Source organism: Pseudenhygromyxa sp. WMMC2535, assembly GCF_011083025.2.
In genome coordinates this window covers 830,566-847,034 of record NZ_JABJWV010000001.1, presented here as the reverse complement: position 1 = coordinate 847,034, position 16,469 = coordinate 830,566, and the positions used below count along the sequence as shown (strand labels likewise).

At 67.2% G+C, this 16,469-nt stretch carries 28 protein-coding genes and 1 pseudogene; 28 read left to right on the top strand and 1 reads right to left on the bottom strand.

Annotation, left to right across the window (positions count from 1 at the left end; all coding sequences use genetic code 11):
* Window positions 1-4 precede the first annotated feature (4 nt).
* The 28 genes and pseudogenes from rplB to G6O69_RS03035 all read left to right on the top strand — a co-directional run bounded on the left by rplB (window position 5) and on the right by G6O69_RS03035 (window position 15,628).
* The gene (gene rplB, locus G6O69_RS03170) at window positions 5-829 is read left to right on the top strand and encodes a 50S ribosomal protein L2 (protein ID WP_172302051.1); all 825 of its coding nucleotides are present in this window, start codon (window positions 5-7) and stop codon (window positions 827-829) included.
* Window positions 830-1,105 (top strand): 30S ribosomal protein S19, encoded by a 276-nt coding sequence (rpsS, locus tag G6O69_RS03165; RefSeq protein ID WP_172302050.1) that lies wholly within the window; start codon window positions 830-832, stop codon window positions 1,103-1,105. It abuts the gene before it with no gap.
* A gap of 2 nt (window positions 1,106-1,107) precedes the next feature.
* On the top strand, window positions 1,108-1,449 hold the full coding sequence (gene rplV, locus G6O69_RS03160) for a 50S ribosomal protein L22 (RefSeq protein WP_172302049.1): 342 nt from the start codon (window positions 1,108-1,110) through the stop codon (window positions 1,447-1,449).
* Window positions 1,450-1,476: 27 nt separating this feature from the next.
* Window positions 1,477-2,154 (top strand): 30S ribosomal protein S3, encoded by a 678-nt coding sequence (gene rpsC, locus G6O69_RS03155; protein WP_172302048.1) that lies wholly within the window; start codon window positions 1,477-1,479, stop codon window positions 2,152-2,154.
* A gap of 27 nt (window positions 2,155-2,181) precedes the next feature.
* Window positions 2,182-2,598, top strand: coding sequence for a 50S ribosomal protein L16 (gene rplP, locus G6O69_RS03150; RefSeq protein WP_172302047.1), 417 nt, complete (start codon window positions 2,182-2,184; stop codon window positions 2,596-2,598).
* Window positions 2,599-2,609: 11 nt separating this feature from the next.
* Complete coding sequence (gene rpmC, locus G6O69_RS03145) at window positions 2,610-2,813, top strand: 50S ribosomal protein L29 (RefSeq protein WP_172302046.1); 204 nt, start codon at window positions 2,610-2,612, stop codon at window positions 2,811-2,813.
* Window positions 2,814-2,821: 8 nt separating this feature from the next.
* A complete protein-coding gene (gene rpsQ, locus G6O69_RS03140; RefSeq protein ID WP_172302045.1) occupies window positions 2,822-3,097 on the top strand; it encodes a 30S ribosomal protein S17 in 276 nt (91 codons plus the stop codon).
* A 1-nt stretch (window position 3,098) separates the two neighbouring features.
* Window positions 3,099-3,467 carry a 50S ribosomal protein L14 gene (gene rplN, locus G6O69_RS03135; protein WP_172302044.1) on the top strand — a complete coding sequence of 123 codons (369 nt, stop codon included), beginning with the start codon at window positions 3,099-3,101 and terminating at the stop codon, window positions 3,465-3,467.
* A complete protein-coding gene (gene rplX / locus G6O69_RS03130; protein ID WP_172302043.1) occupies window positions 3,467-3,784 on the top strand; it encodes a 50S ribosomal protein L24 in 318 nt (105 codons plus the stop codon). The genes rplN and rplX overlap by 1 nt, the downstream gene beginning before the upstream one ends.
* 10 nt (window positions 3,785-3,794) lie before the next feature.
* A complete protein-coding gene (rplE, locus tag G6O69_RS03125) occupies window positions 3,795-4,439 on the top strand; it encodes a 50S ribosomal protein L5 (protein WP_172302042.1) in 645 nt (214 codons plus the stop codon).
* 15 nt (window positions 4,440-4,454) lie between these two features.
* Entirely contained in the window at window positions 4,455-4,850 is a 396-nt protein-coding gene (gene rpsH / locus G6O69_RS03120; protein WP_172302041.1) for a 30S ribosomal protein S8, read from the top strand.
* Window positions 4,851-4,879: 29 nt separating this feature from the next.
* The gene (gene rplF / locus G6O69_RS03115) at window positions 4,880-5,422 is read left to right on the top strand and encodes a 50S ribosomal protein L6 (RefSeq protein ID WP_172302040.1); all 543 of its coding nucleotides are present in this window, start codon (window positions 4,880-4,882) and stop codon (window positions 5,420-5,422) included.
* A gap of 45 nt (window positions 5,423-5,467) precedes the next feature.
* Window positions 5,468-5,836 carry a 50S ribosomal protein L18 gene (gene rplR / locus G6O69_RS03110; RefSeq protein WP_172302039.1) on the top strand — a complete coding sequence of 123 codons (369 nt, stop codon included), beginning with the start codon at window positions 5,468-5,470 and terminating at the stop codon, window positions 5,834-5,836.
* Between the two features lie 9 nt (window positions 5,837-5,845).
* Window positions 5,846-6,346 (top strand): 30S ribosomal protein S5, encoded by a 501-nt coding sequence (rpsE, locus tag G6O69_RS03105; protein WP_172302038.1) that lies wholly within the window; start codon window positions 5,846-5,848, stop codon window positions 6,344-6,346.
* Window position 6,347: 1 nt separating this feature from the next.
* Complete coding sequence (gene rpmD, locus G6O69_RS03100; protein ID WP_172302037.1) at window positions 6,348-6,548, top strand: 50S ribosomal protein L30; 201 nt, start codon at window positions 6,348-6,350, stop codon at window positions 6,546-6,548.
* Between the two features lie 26 nt (window positions 6,549-6,574).
* Window positions 6,575-7,051, top strand: a complete 477-nt coding sequence (rplO, locus tag G6O69_RS03095) for a 50S ribosomal protein L15 (protein ID WP_172302036.1) — start codon at window positions 6,575-6,577, stop codon at window positions 7,049-7,051.
* Window positions 7,052-7,217: 166 nt separating this feature from the next.
* A complete protein-coding gene (secY, locus tag G6O69_RS03090; RefSeq protein ID WP_172302035.1) occupies window positions 7,218-8,534 on the top strand; it encodes a preprotein translocase subunit SecY in 1,317 nt (438 codons plus the stop codon).
* 406 nt (window positions 8,535-8,940) lie between these two features.
* Window positions 8,941-9,054: a 50S ribosomal protein L36 gene (gene rpmJ, locus G6O69_RS03085; protein ID WP_172302034.1), complete on the top strand. Its 114-nt coding sequence runs from the start codon at window positions 8,941-8,943 to the stop codon at window positions 9,052-9,054.
* Between the two features lies 1 nt (window position 9,055).
* Window positions 9,056-9,427, top strand: coding sequence for a 30S ribosomal protein S13 (rpsM, locus tag G6O69_RS03080; protein ID WP_172302033.1), 372 nt, complete (start codon window positions 9,056-9,058; stop codon window positions 9,425-9,427).
* Window positions 9,428-9,438: 11 nt separating this feature from the next.
* Window positions 9,439-9,822, top strand: a complete 384-nt coding sequence (rpsK, locus tag G6O69_RS03075) for a 30S ribosomal protein S11 (RefSeq protein WP_172302032.1) — start codon at window positions 9,439-9,441, stop codon at window positions 9,820-9,822.
* Window positions 9,823-9,825: 3 nt separating this feature from the next.
* Complete coding sequence (gene rpsD / locus G6O69_RS03070; protein ID WP_172302031.1) at window positions 9,826-10,455, top strand: 30S ribosomal protein S4; 630 nt, start codon at window positions 9,826-9,828, stop codon at window positions 10,453-10,455.
* 13 nt (window positions 10,456-10,468) lie between these two features.
* Window positions 10,469-11,491 (top strand): DNA-directed RNA polymerase subunit alpha, encoded by a 1,023-nt coding sequence (locus G6O69_RS03065; RefSeq protein ID WP_172302030.1) that lies wholly within the window; start codon window positions 10,469-10,471, stop codon window positions 11,489-11,491.
* Window positions 11,492-11,496: 5 nt separating this feature from the next.
* Window positions 11,497-11,910 (top strand): annotated as a pseudogene (rplQ, locus tag G6O69_RS03060) (50S ribosomal protein L17); the annotation flags it as partial.
* Window positions 11,911-12,055: 145 nt separating this feature from the next.
* On the top strand, window positions 12,056-12,427 hold the full coding sequence (locus tag G6O69_RS03055) for a flagellar biosynthetic protein FliO (protein ID WP_172302028.1): 372 nt from the start codon (window positions 12,056-12,058) through the stop codon (window positions 12,425-12,427).
* Window positions 12,417-13,031, top strand: a complete 615-nt coding sequence (locus tag G6O69_RS03050) for a hypothetical protein (RefSeq protein WP_172302027.1) — start codon at window positions 12,417-12,419, stop codon at window positions 13,029-13,031. The genes G6O69_RS03055 and G6O69_RS03050 overlap by 11 nt, the downstream gene beginning before the upstream one ends.
* Window positions 13,028-13,441: a flagellar biosynthetic protein FliQ gene (locus G6O69_RS03045; RefSeq protein WP_172302026.1), complete on the top strand. Its 414-nt coding sequence runs from the start codon at window positions 13,028-13,030 to the stop codon at window positions 13,439-13,441. The genes G6O69_RS03050 and G6O69_RS03045 overlap by 4 nt, the downstream gene beginning before the upstream one ends.
* Entirely contained in the window at window positions 13,438-14,157 is a 720-nt protein-coding gene (locus G6O69_RS03040; RefSeq protein WP_172302025.1) for a hypothetical protein, read from the top strand. Before G6O69_RS03045 ends, G6O69_RS03040 begins: the two co-directional genes overlap by 4 nt.
* A gap of 55 nt (window positions 14,158-14,212) precedes the next feature.
* Complete coding sequence (locus G6O69_RS03035; RefSeq protein WP_172302024.1) at window positions 14,213-15,628, top strand: hypothetical protein; 1,416 nt, start codon at window positions 14,213-14,215, stop codon at window positions 15,626-15,628.
* A 13-nt stretch (window positions 15,629-15,641) separates the two neighbouring features.
* On the opposite strand, the gene G6O69_RS03030 is transcribed toward G6O69_RS03035, so the two are convergent.
* Complete coding sequence (locus tag G6O69_RS03030; RefSeq protein ID WP_172302023.1) at window positions 15,642-16,457, bottom strand: hypothetical protein; 816 nt, start codon at window positions 16,455-16,457, stop codon at window positions 15,642-15,644.
* Window positions 16,458-16,469 lie beyond the last annotated feature (12 nt).

Genomic DNA, 16,469 nt, shown 5'->3' with positions numbered 1-16,469 from the left:
GCCAATGGGCATCAAGAAGTACAAGCCGACCTCGCCCGGGCGCCGAGGGATGACCGCGACCGACAAGGCGCAGGTCACCGCCGACCGGCCCTTCAAGAAGCTGGTCAGTAGCAAGCACCGCAAGCAGGGCCGCAACAACAACGGGCGGATCACCTCGCGCTTCCGCGGCGGCGGCCACAAGCGGCTCTACCGCAAGATCGACTTCAAGCGCGACAACTACGGCGTGCCCGGCAAGGTGGCCACGGTCGAGTACGACCCCAACCGCACCGCCTACATCGCGCTGATCCACTTCGCTGACGGCGACAAGCGCTACATCATCGCGCCCGAGGGCCTCCAGGTCGGCGACACGGTGATCAGCTCCGCCAAGGCCGACATCAAGCCCGGCAACAGCATGCCGCTCTCGGCCATCCCCGTCGGTACGATCATCCACAACGTGGAGATCAAGATCGGCCGCGGCGGCCAGCTCGTCCGCACCGCCGGCGCCGGCGCGCGGCTGATGGCCCGCGAGGGCGCCTGGACCCAGATTCGCCTGCCCTCTGGCGAGGTCCGCCGCGTGCACATCAAGTGCCGCGCGACCATCGGCACCATCAGCAACGGCGAGCAGGGCAACGTTCACATCGGTAAGGCCGGGCGCACGCGCTGGCTCGGTCGTCGCCCGCACAACCGCGGCGTGGTCATGAACCCGGTCGACCACCCCATGGGCGGCGGCGAGGGCCGGACCTCCGGCGGTCGTCACCCGGTCACCCCCTGGGGCAAGCCCACCAAGGGTTACCGGACCCGGCACAACAAGCGCACCGACGTGTTCATCGTCTCGCGGAGGAAGAAGTAAATGCCGCGTTCCATTAAGAAGGGGCCCTTCGTCGATAAGAGCCTCTACGAGAAGATCACTCAGGCCATCACCGAGGGCGGTCGCAAGCCGATCAAGACTTGGTCCCGTCGCTCGACCATCCTGCCCGAGTTCGTCGGTGCCAACGTGATGGTCCACAACGGCAACAAGTTCATCCCCATCTACGTGACCGAGAACATGGTCGGTCACAAGTTCGGCGAGTTCGCGCCGACCCGCACCTTCAAGGGTCACGCCGCCGACAAGAAGGGCAAGCGCTAGTCATGGCCGTCGCAAGGCTTCGCAACCTCCGCATCGCCCCGCGCAAGGCCCGGATCATCGCTGATCTGGTCCGCGGCAAGGACGTGAGCACCGCGATCAACTCGCTGCGCTTCATGAACAAGTCTGGCGCCCGTGAGTTCTTCAAGCTCGTCGTTTCGGCCGTCGCCAACGCCGAGGACCAGGGCGAGCGCGCGGTCGAGGACCTCATCATCACCCGGGTCACCGTCGACCAGGGTCCCACGCTCAAGCGCTGGCGCCCCCGCGCCCAGGGCCGCGGCACTCGCATCCAGAAGAAGACCAGCCACATCACCCTCGAGGTCCAGCCGCCGTCCGCGGAGGCCTGAGTCTCGCACCTAATCAGGACCGTCAAAATGGGCCAGAAGACTCATCCCATCGGCTTCCGCCTCGGAATCGTCAAGACCTGGAACTCGCGTTGGTTCGAGGAGGGTCGCTACAAGCAGTGGCTGCACGAGGACCTCGAGCTGCGCGGCTTCCTCAAGCGCAAGCTGATCGCCGCCAGCATCTCCGAGATCACCATCGAGCGCGCCGCCAACAAGGTGAAGATCAACATCTTCTCCGCGCGCCCCGGCATCATCATTGGTAAGCGCGGCTCCGAGGTCGAGAAGATCCGCCGCGAAGTCCAGAAGATGACCGACTCCAAGGTCTTCCTGAACATCCAGGAGGTCCGCAAGGCCGAGGTCAACGCCCAGCTGGTCGCCGAGAACATCGGCCAGCAGCTCGAGCGCCGCATCGCCTTCCGTCGCGCCCTCAAGCGCGCGGTTCAGACCGCGATGAAGTTCGGCGCCAAGGGCATCCGCGTCAACGCCGCTGGCCGCCTCGGCGGCGCCGAGATGGGCCGCCGTGAGTGGTACATCGAAGGTCGCGTCCCCCTGCACACGCTGCGCGCCGACATCGACTACGGCTTCCACGAGGCCCGCACTCCCGCCGGACGCATCGGCATCAAGTGCTGGATCTTCAAGGGCGAGGTCTACGGTCCGATGAGCGGCGTCGACCCCCGCTTCCCCCGCCCGGTCAACAAGCGCAGCTGAACGACTAGCTAGATAGGAAGGCCAGGCATGCTTTCGCCAAACCGAGTCAAGTACCGCAAGGTCCACAAGGGCCGCATGAGGGGCGCCGCCAAGGGCGGCACCGAGGTTTCCTACGGGGACTTCGGCCTCCAGGCCCTCGAGTGCGGGTGGCTCACCGCCCGGCAAATCGAGGCCGCGCGTATCGCCATCAACCGCCGAGTCAAGCGCGGCGGTAAGCTCTTCATTCGGGTGTTTCCCGACAAACCGATCTCCAAGAAGCCCGCTGAAACCCGCATGGGTAAGGGTAAGGGCGGCCCCGAGTACTGGGTCGCCGTCGTCCGCCCCGGGCGGATGCTCTACGAGATCGAGGGCATCGAAGAGGACCTCGCTCGTGAGGCCTTCCTGCTCGCTCACCACAAGTTGCCCATCAAGACCCGCTTCGTGAAGCGCGAGCGCGTGGTCTGAGGAGGATGATGATGAAGCCCTCCGAACTCCGTGACAAGGACGACGCTGAGCTGGTCGAGCTCGAGAAGTCGCTGCGCGACCAGCTGGTCAAGATGCGCATCGGCAAGGCCACCAGCAAGGCCGTCAACACCGCTGATTTCCGGCGCATCCGCAGGGATATCGCCCGGATCCAGACCATCCAATCCGAGCGCAAGCTCGGCCTCGAGCGTAGCTGAGAGCTGTCATGAGCGAAGCCAACAACGCTAGCCAGTCGCGGCGCCGAACCCTGCTCGGGCAGGTGGTCTCGGACAAGATGGACAAGACCGTCGTCGTCCAGGTCACTCGGCGCTACAAGCACCCCCGCTACAAGAAGTACGTGCAAGAGCGCATCCGCTACAAGGCGCACGACGAGGCCAACGAGGCCCGCACCGGTGACACCGTGCGGATCATCGAGTCCCGTCCGCGCTCCAAGGACAAGCGCTGGGCCGTCCAAGCCATCCTGGAAAGGGGCGTGGGCTGAAATGATTCAGGTCGAGTCCTATCTGGATGTCGCCGACAACTCCGGCGCCCGCAAGCTCCGCTGCATCAAGGTGCTCGGCGGCAGCAAGCGACGCTACGCCAGCATCGGTGACGTCATCGTCGTCTCGGTCCGAGACTCGCTGCCCAACTCCAAGATCAAGAAGGGGCAGGTGATGAAGGCCGTGATCGTGCGGACCAAGAAGGGTGTGCGTCGCCACGACGGCAGCCTGATCCGCTTCGACAGCAACAGCGCCGTGCTGATCGGCAACGATCGCAACCCGATCGGCACGCGCATTTTCGGGCCGGTGGCTCGTGAGCTGCGTTGGAAGCGCTTCTTGCGAATCGTCAGCCTCGCTCCGGAGGTTCTGTAATGCAGAAGATCCGCAAGGGCGACGAGGTCGTCGTCATCACCGGCAAGAACAAGGGCAAGCGGGGCACCGTCCTGCGCGTGTTGCCCTCTTCCGAGCGCGTGCTTGTCCAGGGCATCAACGTCATCACCAAGCACGTCAAGCCGACGCGTCAAAACCAGCGTGGCGGCCTCGAGAAGCGCGAGGCTCCGATCCACATCTCCAACGTCATGATCGCCGACCCGCAAAGCGGTGAGCCGACTCGGGTCCGAATCCAGACCCTCGAGGGCGGCCGCAAGGTCCGAGTGGCCGTCAAGTCCGGCGAACAGATCGACAGCTGAGGGACACATCATGGCCAAGGCACAAGGGGGCGCTACCCCCAAGAAAAAGCAAGAGGCTGGCTACGCCTTCAAGTTCCCCCAGGTCCGTGAGGCCGAGCCCACTCGTGAGGGCTACGTCTCCCCGACCTACCAACGCTACATCGACGAGTGCGTCCCCGCGCTCAAGGAAGCGTTCAACTACAAGAACCCCCACACGATCCCTCGCGTCGAGAAGATCGTGCTCAACATCGGCCTCGGCGAGGCGATCAAGCAGCCCAAGCTGCTCGAGCAGTCCTTCGAGGTCCTGGGCAACATCACCGGTCAGCGGCCGGTCGTGACCCGCGCCAAGAAGTCCATCGCCGGCTTCAAGCTCCGTGAGGGCATGAAGATCGGGGCCATGGTGACCCTACGCCGGGCCCAGATGTGGGACTTCCTCGACCGGCTCCTGCTGGTCGCCCTCCCGCGGACCCGTGACTTCCGGGGCGTCAGCCCCAAGGCCTTCGACGGCCGCGGCAACTACACCCTCGGGATCAAGGAGATCTTGATCTTCCCCGAGGTCGACATCGAGAAGCTCAACGCGGTGCCGGGCATGAACGTCTGTATTCACACCTCGGCGCGCAAAGACGACGAAGCCCGAGCTCTGCTCAAGCACCTGGGGATGCCCTTCCGTAAGTAAGGAGCGCGTGCAACCATGTCCATGACCGATCCCATCGCCGACATGCTCACCCGCATCCGCAACGCTCTGCGGGCGGGCCATCGAAGCGTCGTCATCCCCGGCTCCAAGACCAAGCGCCGTATCGCCGAGATCCTCCAGCAGGAGGGCTACATCGACGGTTTCGAGTGGTTCGAGGACCAACGTCAAGGCAAGCTCGACATCCAGCTGCGCTGGGTGGGCGATCAGCCGGCCATCGAAGGCATCGCTCGCGTGAGCAAGCCCGGCCAGCGCCGCTACGCCCAGAGCAAAGAGATCCCGCAGGTCCGCAACGGCCTCGGCATCATGGTCATCAGCACCTCTCGGGGAATGATGACCGATCGCGCCGCCCGCAAGGCCGGCGTGGGTGGCGAGCTGATCTGTAGCGTCTGGTAGTCCCGCGCTGCCAAAAGGAGAGTTCGACTATGTCCCGCATCGGCAACGCGCCCATCACGATCCCCAAGGGGGTCAAGGTCAAGACCGAAGGTCAGACCATCGCGGTCGAGGGCCCCAAGGGCAAGCTCAGCTTCGATGTCCCCGAGCCGATCAGCTTCGCGCTCGAGGGCGAGGTCATCACCTTCAAGCGCCCCAACGACGAGCAGAAGATCCGTGCCCTGCACGGTATGGCTCGCGCGATGACCAACAACATGGTCGTCGGCTGCTCGGAGGGCTTCAAGAAGACCCTCGAGATCATCGGCGTCGGCTATCGTGCCGCCGTCAAGGGGCGCAACATCGACCTGACCTTGGGCTTCTCCCACCCGGTCTCTTACCCGCTGCCCGACGGGGTCGACGCTGAAGTCGACAAGGAAGGCAAGCTCCACCTGAGCTCGGCCAACAAGGCCTTGCTCGGCTCGGTCGCGGCGGACATCCGTCGCTACCGTCCGCCGGAGCCCTACAAGGGCAAGGGCGTCCGCTACGCTGGCGAGCACATCATCCGTAAGGAAGGTAAGGCTCGCGGTAAGAAGTAACTCGCACCCGCCGACCAACTCGGCGGCGGTATCCGAGACGAAGACATGGCTAAAAAGGACAAGACCCAAGCCCGCTTGCGGCGCAAGAAGAGCATCCGCAAGAGCGTCAGCGGCACCGCAGAGCGCCCGCGCCTTTCGGTGTACCGCAGCAACAAGCACATCTACGCCCAGGTCATCGACGACGACGCCTCCAAGGCGCTGCTCGCCGTCTCCGACCTCGTCAAGGAGCTCGGTGGCGAGCTCGAGAGCTGCGAGTCCAAGGTCGACCGCGCCCGCATCGTCGGTCGCGCCGTGGCCAAGGCTTGCCTCGACAAGGGCATCGAGAAGGTCGTTTTCGACCGCAACGGATACCTCTACCACGGGCGCGTCAGCGCCCTCGCCGATGCCGCCCGCGAGGCCGGCCTGCAGTTCTAGGAAGCACTCATGATCGACGTCGAATCGCTCGGAGATCTCGTCGACCGCGTGGTCGACATCAACCGCGTCGCCAAGGTCGTCAAGGGCGGCCGCCGCTTCGCCTTCTCGGCGCTGGTCGTCGTCGGCAACGAGAACGGCTGGGTTGGCTACGGCTACGGCAAGGCTCGGGAGGTCCCCGAGGCGATCCGCAAGGCCAACGACATCGCGCGCAAGAACCTCTTCAAGGTCCCCCTTCAGGGCGCCACGATCCCTCACCGGGTCCTCGGTCGCTTTGGGGCCGGTGAGGTCCTGCTGATCCCTGCCGCTCCCGGTACCGGCGTCATCGCTGGTGGAGCCGTCCGTGCCGTCGTCGAGTGCGCCGGCATCCACGACGTGCTCACCAAGTGCATCGGGAGCAACAACCCGCTCAACGTCATCCACGCCACGGTCACCGCGCTCAAGTCGCTTCGCAGCCCCGAGCAGGTCGCCCGTCGTCGCGGAATGACGGTGAGCCAGCTGATGGAGGCCTGAGATGGCGCTCAAGCTCAAAGTCACCCTCGTTCGCAGCGCGATCGATCGCTCGCAGAAGCAAAAGGCCACCGTGCGTGGTCTCGGCCTGCGCCGCCTCAACCACTCGGTGGTCCTCGAGGACACCCCCGCGATCCGCGGGATGATCCGCAAGGTTCAGCACCTCGTCACCGTCGAGCCCGCTGACGACGCGGCCAGCGCCTGAGCCGCTGACCCAAAGGAGTCGAGAAGATGGGTACCGAACTACATACGCTCAAGCCCCCCGCCGGCGCGCGCAAGCGCAAGAAGCGGCTCGGCCGCGGTCCCGGCTCGGGCACGGGCAAGACCGCTGGTCGCGGCATGAAGGGCCAGCGCGCCCGCAACACTGTGCCCCTGCACTTCGAGGGTGGTCAAAACCCCCTCCACCGTCGGGTGCCCAAGCGCGGGTTCACCAACATCTACCGCGTGGAGGTCCACGGCGTGAACCTCGACCGCCTCGAGCAGCTCGAGGCCGGCACCGAGGTGACCCCGGAGCTGCTCCACGAGCGCGGCTTCGTCCCCAAGAAGGCCACCATCATCAAGGTGCTCGGCTCCGGCGAGCTCACCAAGAAGCTGGTCATCAAGGTCCACCGGATCAGCGCCAGCGCGCGCGCCAAGGTCGAGGCCGCCGGCGGCAGCATCGAGCTGATCGGCGCCAAAGCCGAAGAAGCCCCGGCTAGCGAGGGCTGAACCAGCCTTCGCCCCTTGCGACCCCACGCTGTCTCTCGGCGTGGGGTCGTATGTATTTTGAGCGCTGCATGCGCTCTTTAGACGGTGTACATAGGGCCCGCGCCGTCGTCAGATTCCGCCGCCGAGCCGGCAAACTGAGCCCGACCCGCGCCAGCAAGTTCAGCCCATGGGCGTCATTATCAACATCTTCAAGCTGCCCGAGCTCCGTCGCCGCGTGCTGTTCACGCTGGCGATGCTCGCCGTCTACCGCTTCGGGATCTTCGTCGCCGTCCCCGGTGTCGACCGCACGGTGATGGACAAGCTGGTCTCACAGCAGACCGGCGGCTTTTTGGGCTACTTCAACATGTTCTCCGGCGGGGCGCTCTCGAACATCTCGGTGTTCGCCCTGGGGATCATGCCCTACATCAGCGCCAGCATCATCATGCAGCTGATGACGGTGGTCGTGCCCCGGCTCGAGCAGCTCCAGAAGGAGGGCGAGACCGGCCGGCGCAAGATCAACCAGTACAGCCGCTACGGGACCGTGGGCCTGGCGATGTTCCAGGGCTACATCATGGCCAATTTCCTGGTCAACGAGACCAGGCCAGGCCAGGCGCTGGTGCTCGAGCCGGGCATGCCCTTCAAGCTGATGACGATGCTGGCGTTGACCGCCGGCACCTGCTTCTTGATGTGGCTCGGCGAGCAGATCACCGAGCGCGGCATCGGCAACGGGATCTCGCTGATCATCTTCGCCGGGATCATCGCCGACCTGCCCGCGGCCACCTACCAGCTGGCGCAGAAGGCGGTCGACGACCCCGAGAACTTCGGCCCCATGAACCTGGGGATCTTGCTCGTGGTGGTGCTCGCGGTGATCGCCTTCGTGGTGATCATGGAGCGCGGACAGCGGCGAATCCCGGTGATCTACGCCAAGCGCGTGGTCGGCCGGCGGATGTTCGGCGGCAGCCAGAACTACCTCCCGCTGCGCATCAACAACGCCGGCGTGATCCCGCCGATCTTCGCGTCGTCGATCATCATGTTCCCGACGCAGATCGCCACCTGGAGCGAGAACCCGACCCTCCAGCGCTTCGCGGCGGCCTTCGGCTACGGCAACTGGCTCTACCTCACGGTCTACGTCGGCCTGTGTATCTTCTTTTGCTACTTCTACACGCAGATCCAGTTCAACCCGGTGGATCTCGCGGACAACCTGAAGAAGCAAAACGCGTCGATCCCGGGCATCCGTCCCGGTAAGCGGACGGCCGAGCACATCGAGTTCATCCTGACCCGGCTGACCTTCGCCGGCGCCTGGTACATCTCCGGCGTCTGCGTGCTGCCGATCTTCCTGCAAAAGGGCTTCGACGTGCCCTTCTACTACGGCGGCACCTCGCTGCTGATCGTCGTCGGCGTCGCCCTCGACACCGCGCAGCAGATCGAGAGCCACCTGGTCACGCGCAGCTACGAGGGCTTCGCCGGACCCAAGGGTCCGCGCATCCGCGGCCGCAAGGGCTGACCCGACGGCCTCCGCGCGCCTGTTCGGGCGCGCGGCTGTGAGCGTGTGCAGGCCCCGCCGGGACCTGTGAAGAAGCTCAACCCGGGGGCTCTGGCCAGTCTGGACACCCCCCAACCCCAGTGGCATCCTCCACCGCCCGGTCCCACTCGTGGACCGGTTTTGGCTTATCCATGAACCCCACCCCCACCTTCGAGGCGACGGTCGTCGCTGAGTTGCCCCAGCAACTGTTTCGTCTCGATTCCCTCGAGGGTCAGCTCGTCGCTGGTCCCTCGGAGGAGTGCAAGCGCTTGGGGGTGTCACTACGGACGGGGCAACGTGTGCTGGTCCGACGGGCCAGCCTCGATCCGGGTCGAGGCGTCATCCTCGGGTACGCCCGCAGCTGACGGCTACGACTGAAGGCGAGAAGATGAAAGTTCGAGCAAGCGTCAAGAAGATCTGTGACAAGTGCAAGGTGATCAAGCGACGAGGCGTCGTGCGGGTCATCTGCGACAACCCCAAACACAAGCAGAGGCAGGGCTGACATGGCACGCGTTGCTGGAGTCGACCTCCCCCGCAACAAGCGCGTAGAGATCGCGCTTACCTACATTTACGGCATCGGCCGCACCACCTCCCGCGAGATCCTCGACAAGGCCGGCGTCGGCCCCTCGATCCGCACCGACGACCTCAACGACGAGCAGCTCAGCTCGATCCGCCGGGTCATCGAGACGGACTACAAGGTCGAGGGTGACCTTCGCCGCGAGGTGCAGACCAAGATCAAGCGGCTGATGGACCTCGGCTGCTATCGCGGCCTGCGTCACCGTCGCAGCCTCCCTGTCCGCGGCCAGCGGACCCACACCAATGCGCGCACCCGCAAGGGTCCCAAGCGGGGCCAGGTCGCGATGAAGAAGAAGTGAGGCGCTGAGTCATGGCTCAATCTCGCGGACGCAAGAAGATCAGGAAGAACGTCCCCACTGGGGTCGTTCACATTCGCTCCACCTTCAACAACACCCTGGTGACGATCACCGACGTCAACGGCAACACGATCTCGTGGGCCTCGTCCGGTGTCCGGGGCTTCCGGGGCTCGCGCAAGTCGACGCCCTTCGCCGCGCAGCTGGCCGCCGATCAGGCTGCCCGCGCGGCTCAAGACCACGGCATGCAGACCGTGTCGATCCGCGTGTCCGGCCCCGGTGCCGGCCGTGAGTCGGCGCTGCGGGCGATTCAGTCCGCCGGCATGCGGGTCACCTCGATCAAGGACGTCACCCCCATCCCCCACAACGGCTGTCGGCCGCCCAAGCGCAGGAGGGTCTGAACCATGGCGCGTTATATTGGACCGGTCTGCCGGCTGTGCCGGCGCGAAGATCAAAAACTCTTCCTCAAGGGTGATCGCTGCTTCTCCGAGAAGTGTGCCTACGATCGCCGCCAGTACCCCCCGGGCCAGCACGGCCAGGGTCGGCGCCGGCGTCCGAGCGACTACGGCCACCAGCTGCGCGAGAAGCAGAAGGTCAAGCGCATGTACGGGCTGCTCGAGAAGCAGTTCCGCGGCTACTACTTCAAGGCCGCGCGCATGAAGGGCATCACCGGCGAGAACCTCCTCGCCCTGCTCGAGCGTCGCCTCGACAACGTCGCCGTCCGCTGCGGCTTCGCTGCCAGCCACGCCGAGGCCCGCCAGCTCGTGCGCCACGGTCACTTCTTGGTCAACGGCAAGAAGGTCAACATCCCCAGCTACCTCGTGCGTCCCGAGGACGAGATCGAGGTTCGGGAGAAGAGCCGCAAGATCCAAAAGGTCGTCGAGGCGCTCGCCAAGCTGGACCGCTCGCCGCTGCCCAACTGGATCGAGATCGACCGCGATAACTTCAAGGGCAAGATCAAGAGCGTTCCGCAGCGGGCCGACATCAGCGCCGATATCGACGAGCAGCTGATCGTCGAGCTCTACAGCAAGTGAGCAGGAGGACCGCATGCAAGAGCAGCAGCAGGACTACAACACCATCGCTCGCAACTGGCGGGACCTGATCCGTCCCAAGAAGCTGGATGTCGAGGGCGAGTCCCTCACCGACAGCTACGGCAAGTTCGCCTGCGAGCCGCTCGAGCGCGGCTACGGCATCACCCTGGGCAACAGCTTGCGCCGGGTGCTGCTCTCGAGCCTTCAAGGTGCCGCGATCACGACCGTGCGCATCGAGGGGGCGCTCCACGAGTTCACCTCGATCCCCGGGGTCGTCGAGGACGTCACCGACATCATCCTCAACATCAAGGCCCTGCGCTTGAGCATGGCCGACGCGACACCGCGCACCTTGCTGATCGACAAGACCGGCGAGGGGCCGGTGACGGCCGCGGACATCCAGGCGCCGAGCGGGGTCACCGTGCTCGACCCCAACCAGCACATCGCCACGCTCAGCAAGGGCGGGCGCCTGCACATGGAGATGACCTGCGACATGGGCCGCGGCTACGCCACGGCCGACCAGAACAAGACCGATGGCATGCCCATCGGGGTGATCCCCATCGACTCCTTGTTCTCGCCGATCCGCAAGGTCAACTACCGGGTCACCAACGCTCGCGTTGGTCACCAGACCGACTATGACCGGCTGATCCTCCAGGTCTGGACCGACGGCTCCGTCCGTCCCGACGACGCGGTCGCCTACGCGGCCAAGATCCTCAAGGAGCAGCTGTCGATCTTCATCAATCACGAGGAGATCGAGGAGACTGAGGCCCCCAGCCAGAGCGAGCAGGACAAGCTCAACGACATCCTGTGGCGCTCTGTCGACGAACTCGAGCTTTCGGTTCGTTCGGCCAACTGCCTCCAAAACGCCAACATTCACTACATCGGCGACCTCGTGCAGCGCACCGAGGCCGAGATGCTCAAGACCAAGAACTTCGGGCGCAAGTCTCTCAAGGAGATCAAAGAGATCCTCGGGCAGATGGGGCTTTCGCTCGGCATGAAGATCGAGGGGTGGCAAGGACCGCCCCCGCACCGTGAGGAGTAGGGGACATGCGCCACCAAAAATCCGGCCGCAAGTTCAACCGCAACTCGAGCCATCGCAAGGCCATGTTCCGCAACATGGTGACCTCGCTACTCGAGCACGAGCGGATCACCACCACCATGCCCAAGGCCAAGGAGCTGCGCGGCAAGGTCGAGCGGACCATCTCCATCGGCGTGCGCCTCGGGGATCTGCTCGACAAGCCCAAGGCCGAGCGCTCCGCCGAGGAGCAGGCCCGCTACGCCCACGCCATGGCGCAGGCTGGCAAGGTCATCCGTGACCGCGAGGTCTTGCACAAGCTCTTCGAGGACATCGTCCCGCGGGTTCGCAAGCGTCCTGGCGGCTACACCCGGGTGATCCGCCTGGGGAAGCGTCCCGGCGACAACGCCGAGGTCGCGATCATCGAGCTCGTCGACCGCGAGGTCGCTGCGGCGAGCGAGTGATTCGAAGCTGAGCGTGTTCGCGCGCTCGTGATGCAGAGGCCGGCGTCCTTCGGGACGTCGGCTTCTCTGTTTGGTTGAAAATTCGGCCTCGTGTGCCGGATGTGTATGGTGACCACGGACCCAGACCATGCTCACTACGCTGCTCGGCCTCGCTAGCCTCGATCCTCTGACCTCCGTGGGCGTCGTGCTCGCCGGGCTCTTCGTTGGCCTGTCGTGGCTGACCAGGCGGCTCCAGAGCCCGGGCTTGCCGGCGGGCTCTCGCAGCGAGCGGAGCTTCACGCTCACGGGTCAGCACGCGGTTCACGTGATCGAGATCGGCAACGAGCGCCTGCTGGTGGGTACCGGCCCCAGCGGGGCGCCGCGCTTGCTCGCGGAGCTCGGCCCGGCGCAGGCGGAGGCCGAGGTGTCCGGCGGCGAGCGGCCCGGCTGGGTCGAGGGCCTGCGCAGCCTGGGCGCGGCGCTGACGATGCGGGGCGGTCGAGGGCAGGGTGGGCGCTGAGCGCCTCGCCGAGCTCGGACTCCCTGCCAGCGCGAGCACCTGGCTGCTGCTCGCGGCCATCCCCCTGCTGCTCGCGGCCTGCACGGCCTTCACCAAGGTCTCGATCGTGCTCGCCGCGCTCCGCCACGGCCTGGGCGCCGAGCGCCTGCTGCCGGCGGCCTCGATGCTGGCGCTCGCCCTCGTGGTCACGGCGCTGGCGATGGCCCCGGTGCTCGAGCTGAGCGCCATGGAGCTCGAGCGGGTCGGTGAGGGCGGTCAGCTCGACTGGGCCGCGCTGCTCGAGCCGCTGTGGGTGTTCTTGCGCGAGCACGTCGACGCCCGGGAGCTCGAGCGCTTCGTGGCGCTGACCGGGCGCGCGGCCGAAGACCCCGCTGCGCTGGTCCCTGCGTTCTTGGTCGGCGAGCTCGCCGAGGGCCTGCGCCTGGCGGTGATGGTCTTGCTGCCCTTCGTGGTCGTGGATCTGCTCGCGGCCCAGGTGATCAGCTTGCTCGGGCTCCAGACCACGCCCGCCTCGGTGCTCGCGCTGCCGGCCAAGCTGTTGCTCTTCCTGGCCGCGGACGGCTGGCAGCTGGTCATCGTCGGGTTGATCGAGGGCTACCAGTGAGCGAGGTCGACGCGCTCGGCTGGTCGCTGCGCGAAGCCTTCGCCCTGGTCCTCGACTGGGCGCTGCCGCTGTGGGTGGTCGCGGCTGCCGTCGCGCTGGTGGTCGGCGGGCTGATGAGCGCGCTCGGTCTGCGGGACCAGGCCCTGGCTCAGATCGCCAGGGCGCTGGCCGTGCTCGCGGTGCTCGTGGCCCTCGCCGAGGGCCTGCGCGACGCGACCTTGGACTTCGCCGCGCGCAGCTGGTCGCTGGCCGGGGGCGAAGATGAGCGCAGGGGCGACGCTCGTGGCCAGGGTTGGGATGGCGGGGATGAAGTGGGTGGCGGGGATGAAGTGGGTGGCGGGGATGAAGTGGGGGGCGGGGATGAAGTGGGGGGCGGGGATGAAGTGGGGGGCGAGGGCTCGCGGCGGTGAGCGTGGTCGTGCTGTGGCGCTGGGGGCTGGCCAGCGCGCGACTCTGGGCGCTGCTGCGGGTTCAGCCGAGCTGGCGGGCGATCTTGGGCCGACGCTGGGAGTGGTGCGCGGCGGCGCTGGCCGTGAGCTTGGCGCTCGGGCCTGCGTTGAGCGCTTCGGCCGAGGTGCCCGAGCTGCCCGCGAGCCTGCTCGGCGCTGGCGTGGCCGTGGGCTTCGAGCTGCTCTTGGGCGGCGTGCTCGGGCTGATCGGCGCGCTCGGTGGCTGGGCGCTGATCGGGGCCGCCGGCCAGAGTGAAGCGGGCTTGGGGGTGGGCGCAGGCGAGGGGCAGGGCAGCTTGGCGACCGCCCTGATCGCGGCGTCCCTGGCCGCGGGCTTGAGCCTCGGCGTGCACGTCCCGGCGCTGCGCGCTGGCTTGGGGCTCTTCGCTCGCTTCGAGCTCGGCGCCCCGCAGCGCTGGGCGCTGAGCCTCGAGCTCGGCCGCGCGGCGCTGCTGCCTGCGGTCGTCGAGGCCAGCGTGCTGGCGGTGGCTCTCGCCACGCCGGTGCTGCTGACCCGCGCGCTGGTGGATCTGGTGGTCGGCGCGCTGGCTCGCGGGCCGGAGCCCTCGGCGACGCTGATCGCCGCCGTGCTCCCAGGGCTGCGGGCAGCGGCGGCCCTGATCGCTCTGGGAGCGGCGTGGTCGGTGGCGCCGCAGGCCTTCGCGCAGGGGCTGTGACGCGGGCGCGCGATGTGCTGATGAAGCGCTGCGCGACTCGTGGCAGACTGTGGTCATGCCTCGGCTGCTGCGGGTGCGTTGGGGGCGGGTGCGTTGGGCAGGCGCCGCGCTGTGGCTCGCCCTGGGCTGCACCCGAGACCCCGAGAGCGCGGCGACCGATGCCCTGAATCTGCCCACGGGCCTGGCGCTCAGCCCCGGGGAGCAGTGGCTGTTCGTGACCAACGGCAACCTGGACCGCGCCGCGAACTCGAGCGTGCTCCTGGCCGTGGATCTCGACGCCCTCGAGCAGTCCCTCGACGATCCGGCCGCGGCGGGTTCGTCTCTCGCGCGCGGTCGGGCCTGTCGCGCCCACGCCGAAGATCCGCGCAGCGAGTGCGACGAGGGCCTGCTCCTCGACCCCGAGCTCGGCCTGCGCATCCCCTCGGGGGCGGGCAACATCGCCCTCGATCGTCCGCGCGGCGAGGACGGCCCGCTGCGCTTGCTGATCCCCTCGCGGATCGACACCGCGTTGAGCTGGGTCGACGCCTACGGCCCAGGCTTTGGCGCCGAAGCTGGCGAGGACCTGCGCTTCGACTGCGGCCAGGGTCCGCTGCGTTTTTGCGACGCCGAGCACCAGCTCGCGGTGACCGACGAGCCCGCGCATGTCCGCGTCGACGACCAGGGCTTTCGCTTCGCCTACCTGCCCCACCTGCTCGGCAGGCGGCTGACCTTGCTGGACCTCGACGGCGCGCGCGGCCCCGAGGTCGTCGACGTGTTCGAGCAATTCTTCCGTGAGAACGGGGCCGGCCTCGGTGGCGGCTACGCCGTCGCGCAGCGGGCCTGCGACGTGGACAGTGACAACGCGCCGGAGGCCAGCTTGGGCTGCAGCCGGCCCTACCTGCTGGCTTCGCAGCGCTACTACAGCGGCCTGCGGAGCTTCCGAGTCGCCCCGGGCCTCGACGTGCTGCTCGGCGGTGAGGAGGCCGAGATCGGCGTGCCCAACACCTCGCTCGTTGGCTCGAAGCCGATCATGGGGGGCGTGCGCTTCGAAGACCCCGAGCAGGGGGAGCGCCTGCTGGTCGTGCAGACCAGCCCGCCGACCCTCAGCCGCGTCGACACGAGCCTGGACGCCGACGGGGCCCCGGCGCTCGAGGTGATGGCCTCCGTGGGCCTGTGCGCCAACCCCAACCTGCTCGTGGTCCACCGCCCGGCGCTCAGCGGCGCCGCGGGTCCGGAGCTGGCGGCGGTCTCCTGCTACGGCAGCGACGAGGTCGCCTTCGTGGATCTCGGGGTGTTCGCCGTCGTGGCCACGGTGGCCGTGGGCGACGGGCCCAACGAGCTGGTGATCGACGCCGCGCGAGAGTGGTTGATCGTCGCGAACACTGCGGAGAGCTCGCTGTCGATCATCGATCTTTCAACGAGCTCGCCGCGCTACCTCGAAGAGTTCGCGACGATCGGCCTCGGCACGCCGACGCGCGAGCGCGTCGAGTGAGGGGCCGCGCCCGTCACAGGGCGCCGCAGTAGCCTGCGTCTTCCTGGCCCGAGATGCCGAGGGCGTAGCAGATCGGCTCGAGCCCGTAGCAGGGCAGCAGCAGCGCGTCGCAGATCTCGGTGCAGCACTGGGCGGCGTCGTTGTTGCACGTCACGCTGTGCTCCTCCACGGGGGTGCACAGCAGACCTTGCTCGCAGTCTTCGTCGACCTCGCAGGCGTCGGCGCTCAGGCCCGTGCCGGGGTTTGGCGTGCACACGGCCTGCACCGCCCCCTCGACGGTCCCGCGGTTGCAGGAGAAGTCGACGTCCGTGCACAGCTGATCCACGAGCGAGCAGGGCGCGCGACACAGCCCGGGCAGCGGCGCGTCGGTGGCGATGCAGAGCAGATCCTCCGCGCAGGCGCCGAGGCTGCCGGGCTCGGGTGAGACGAGCTCGGCGTCACACAGCGCCGAGCAGACCCCCTGGGCGCAGGCCAGGCCGGCGAGGCAGTCGTCCTCGTCCTCGCAGGCTTCGTCGAGATCTCCTTGGCCGGTAGCCTGGGTGCAGGCCAGGGTGGCCGGGTCACACTCTTGCCCCTCGCCACATTCTTCGCTGGGATCGGCCAGGGGATCGCAGTTGGTCGGTAGATCGGGTTCGTCGCCGGTGTCCGTGTCGGCACCCGAGCCCGAGGCCGAGCCCGTGACGGGTCCAGAGGTGGGGCCGGGGAGCTCTCCGATGTTGTCTCCGGGGGCCGGCACGAGGGGAGCGTCTTCTGGGCAGGCCGTGAGCAGCAGCGCAGCAGCGATCAGACACTGGAGGCCAGGCAGGCGCGATTTCGTGACTATGCACACGGTGGCATCTCT

What these genes read in the sequence shown, in the direction of transcription:
- rplB (WP_172302051.1), top strand. Translation starts at nt 5, where the DNA reads ATGGGCATCAAGAAGTACAAGCCGACCTCGCCCGGGCGCCGAGGGATG.
- rpsS (WP_172302050.1), top strand. Translation starts at nt 830, where the DNA reads ATGCCGCGTTCCATTAAGAAGGGGCCCTTCGTCGATAAGAGCCTCTAC.
- rplV (WP_172302049.1), top strand. Translation starts at nt 1,108, where the DNA reads ATGGCCGTCGCAAGGCTTCGCAACCTCCGCATCGCCCCGCGCAAGGCC.
- rpsC (WP_172302048.1), top strand. Translation starts at nt 1,477, where the DNA reads ATGGGCCAGAAGACTCATCCCATCGGCTTCCGCCTCGGAATCGTCAAG.
- rplP (WP_172302047.1), top strand. Translation starts at nt 2,182, where the DNA reads ATGCTTTCGCCAAACCGAGTCAAGTACCGCAAGGTCCACAAGGGCCGC.
- rpmC (WP_172302046.1), top strand. Translation starts at nt 2,610, where the DNA reads ATGAAGCCCTCCGAACTCCGTGACAAGGACGACGCTGAGCTGGTCGAG.
- rpsQ (WP_172302045.1), top strand. Translation starts at nt 2,822, where the DNA reads ATGAGCGAAGCCAACAACGCTAGCCAGTCGCGGCGCCGAACCCTGCTC.
- rplN (WP_172302044.1), top strand. Translation starts at nt 3,099, where the DNA reads ATGATTCAGGTCGAGTCCTATCTGGATGTCGCCGACAACTCCGGCGCC.
- rplX (WP_172302043.1), top strand. Translation starts at nt 3,467, where the DNA reads ATGCAGAAGATCCGCAAGGGCGACGAGGTCGTCGTCATCACCGGCAAG.
- rplE (WP_172302042.1), top strand. Translation starts at nt 3,795, where the DNA reads ATGGCCAAGGCACAAGGGGGCGCTACCCCCAAGAAAAAGCAAGAGGCT.
- rpsH (WP_172302041.1), top strand. Translation starts at nt 4,455, where the DNA reads ATGTCCATGACCGATCCCATCGCCGACATGCTCACCCGCATCCGCAAC.
- rplF (WP_172302040.1), top strand. Translation starts at nt 4,880, where the DNA reads ATGTCCCGCATCGGCAACGCGCCCATCACGATCCCCAAGGGGGTCAAG.
- rplR (WP_172302039.1), top strand. Translation starts at nt 5,468, where the DNA reads ATGGCTAAAAAGGACAAGACCCAAGCCCGCTTGCGGCGCAAGAAGAGC.
- rpsE (WP_172302038.1), top strand. Translation starts at nt 5,846, where the DNA reads ATGATCGACGTCGAATCGCTCGGAGATCTCGTCGACCGCGTGGTCGAC.
- rpmD (WP_172302037.1), top strand. Translation starts at nt 6,348, where the DNA reads ATGGCGCTCAAGCTCAAAGTCACCCTCGTTCGCAGCGCGATCGATCGC.
- rplO (WP_172302036.1), top strand. Translation starts at nt 6,575, where the DNA reads ATGGGTACCGAACTACATACGCTCAAGCCCCCCGCCGGCGCGCGCAAG.
- secY (WP_172302035.1), top strand. Translation starts at nt 7,218, where the DNA reads ATGGGCGTCATTATCAACATCTTCAAGCTGCCCGAGCTCCGTCGCCGC.
- rpmJ (WP_172302034.1), top strand. Translation starts at nt 8,941, where the DNA reads ATGAAAGTTCGAGCAAGCGTCAAGAAGATCTGTGACAAGTGCAAGGTG.
- rpsM (WP_172302033.1), top strand. Translation starts at nt 9,056, where the DNA reads ATGGCACGCGTTGCTGGAGTCGACCTCCCCCGCAACAAGCGCGTAGAG.
- rpsK (WP_172302032.1), top strand. Translation starts at nt 9,439, where the DNA reads ATGGCTCAATCTCGCGGACGCAAGAAGATCAGGAAGAACGTCCCCACT.
- rpsD (WP_172302031.1), top strand. Translation starts at nt 9,826, where the DNA reads ATGGCGCGTTATATTGGACCGGTCTGCCGGCTGTGCCGGCGCGAAGAT.
- G6O69_RS03065 (WP_172302030.1), top strand. Translation starts at nt 10,469, where the DNA reads ATGCAAGAGCAGCAGCAGGACTACAACACCATCGCTCGCAACTGGCGG.
- G6O69_RS03055 (WP_172302028.1), top strand. Translation starts at nt 12,056, where the DNA reads ATGCTCACTACGCTGCTCGGCCTCGCTAGCCTCGATCCTCTGACCTCC.
- G6O69_RS03035 (WP_172302024.1), top strand. Translation starts at nt 14,213, where the DNA reads ATGCCTCGGCTGCTGCGGGTGCGTTGGGGGCGGGTGCGTTGGGCAGGC.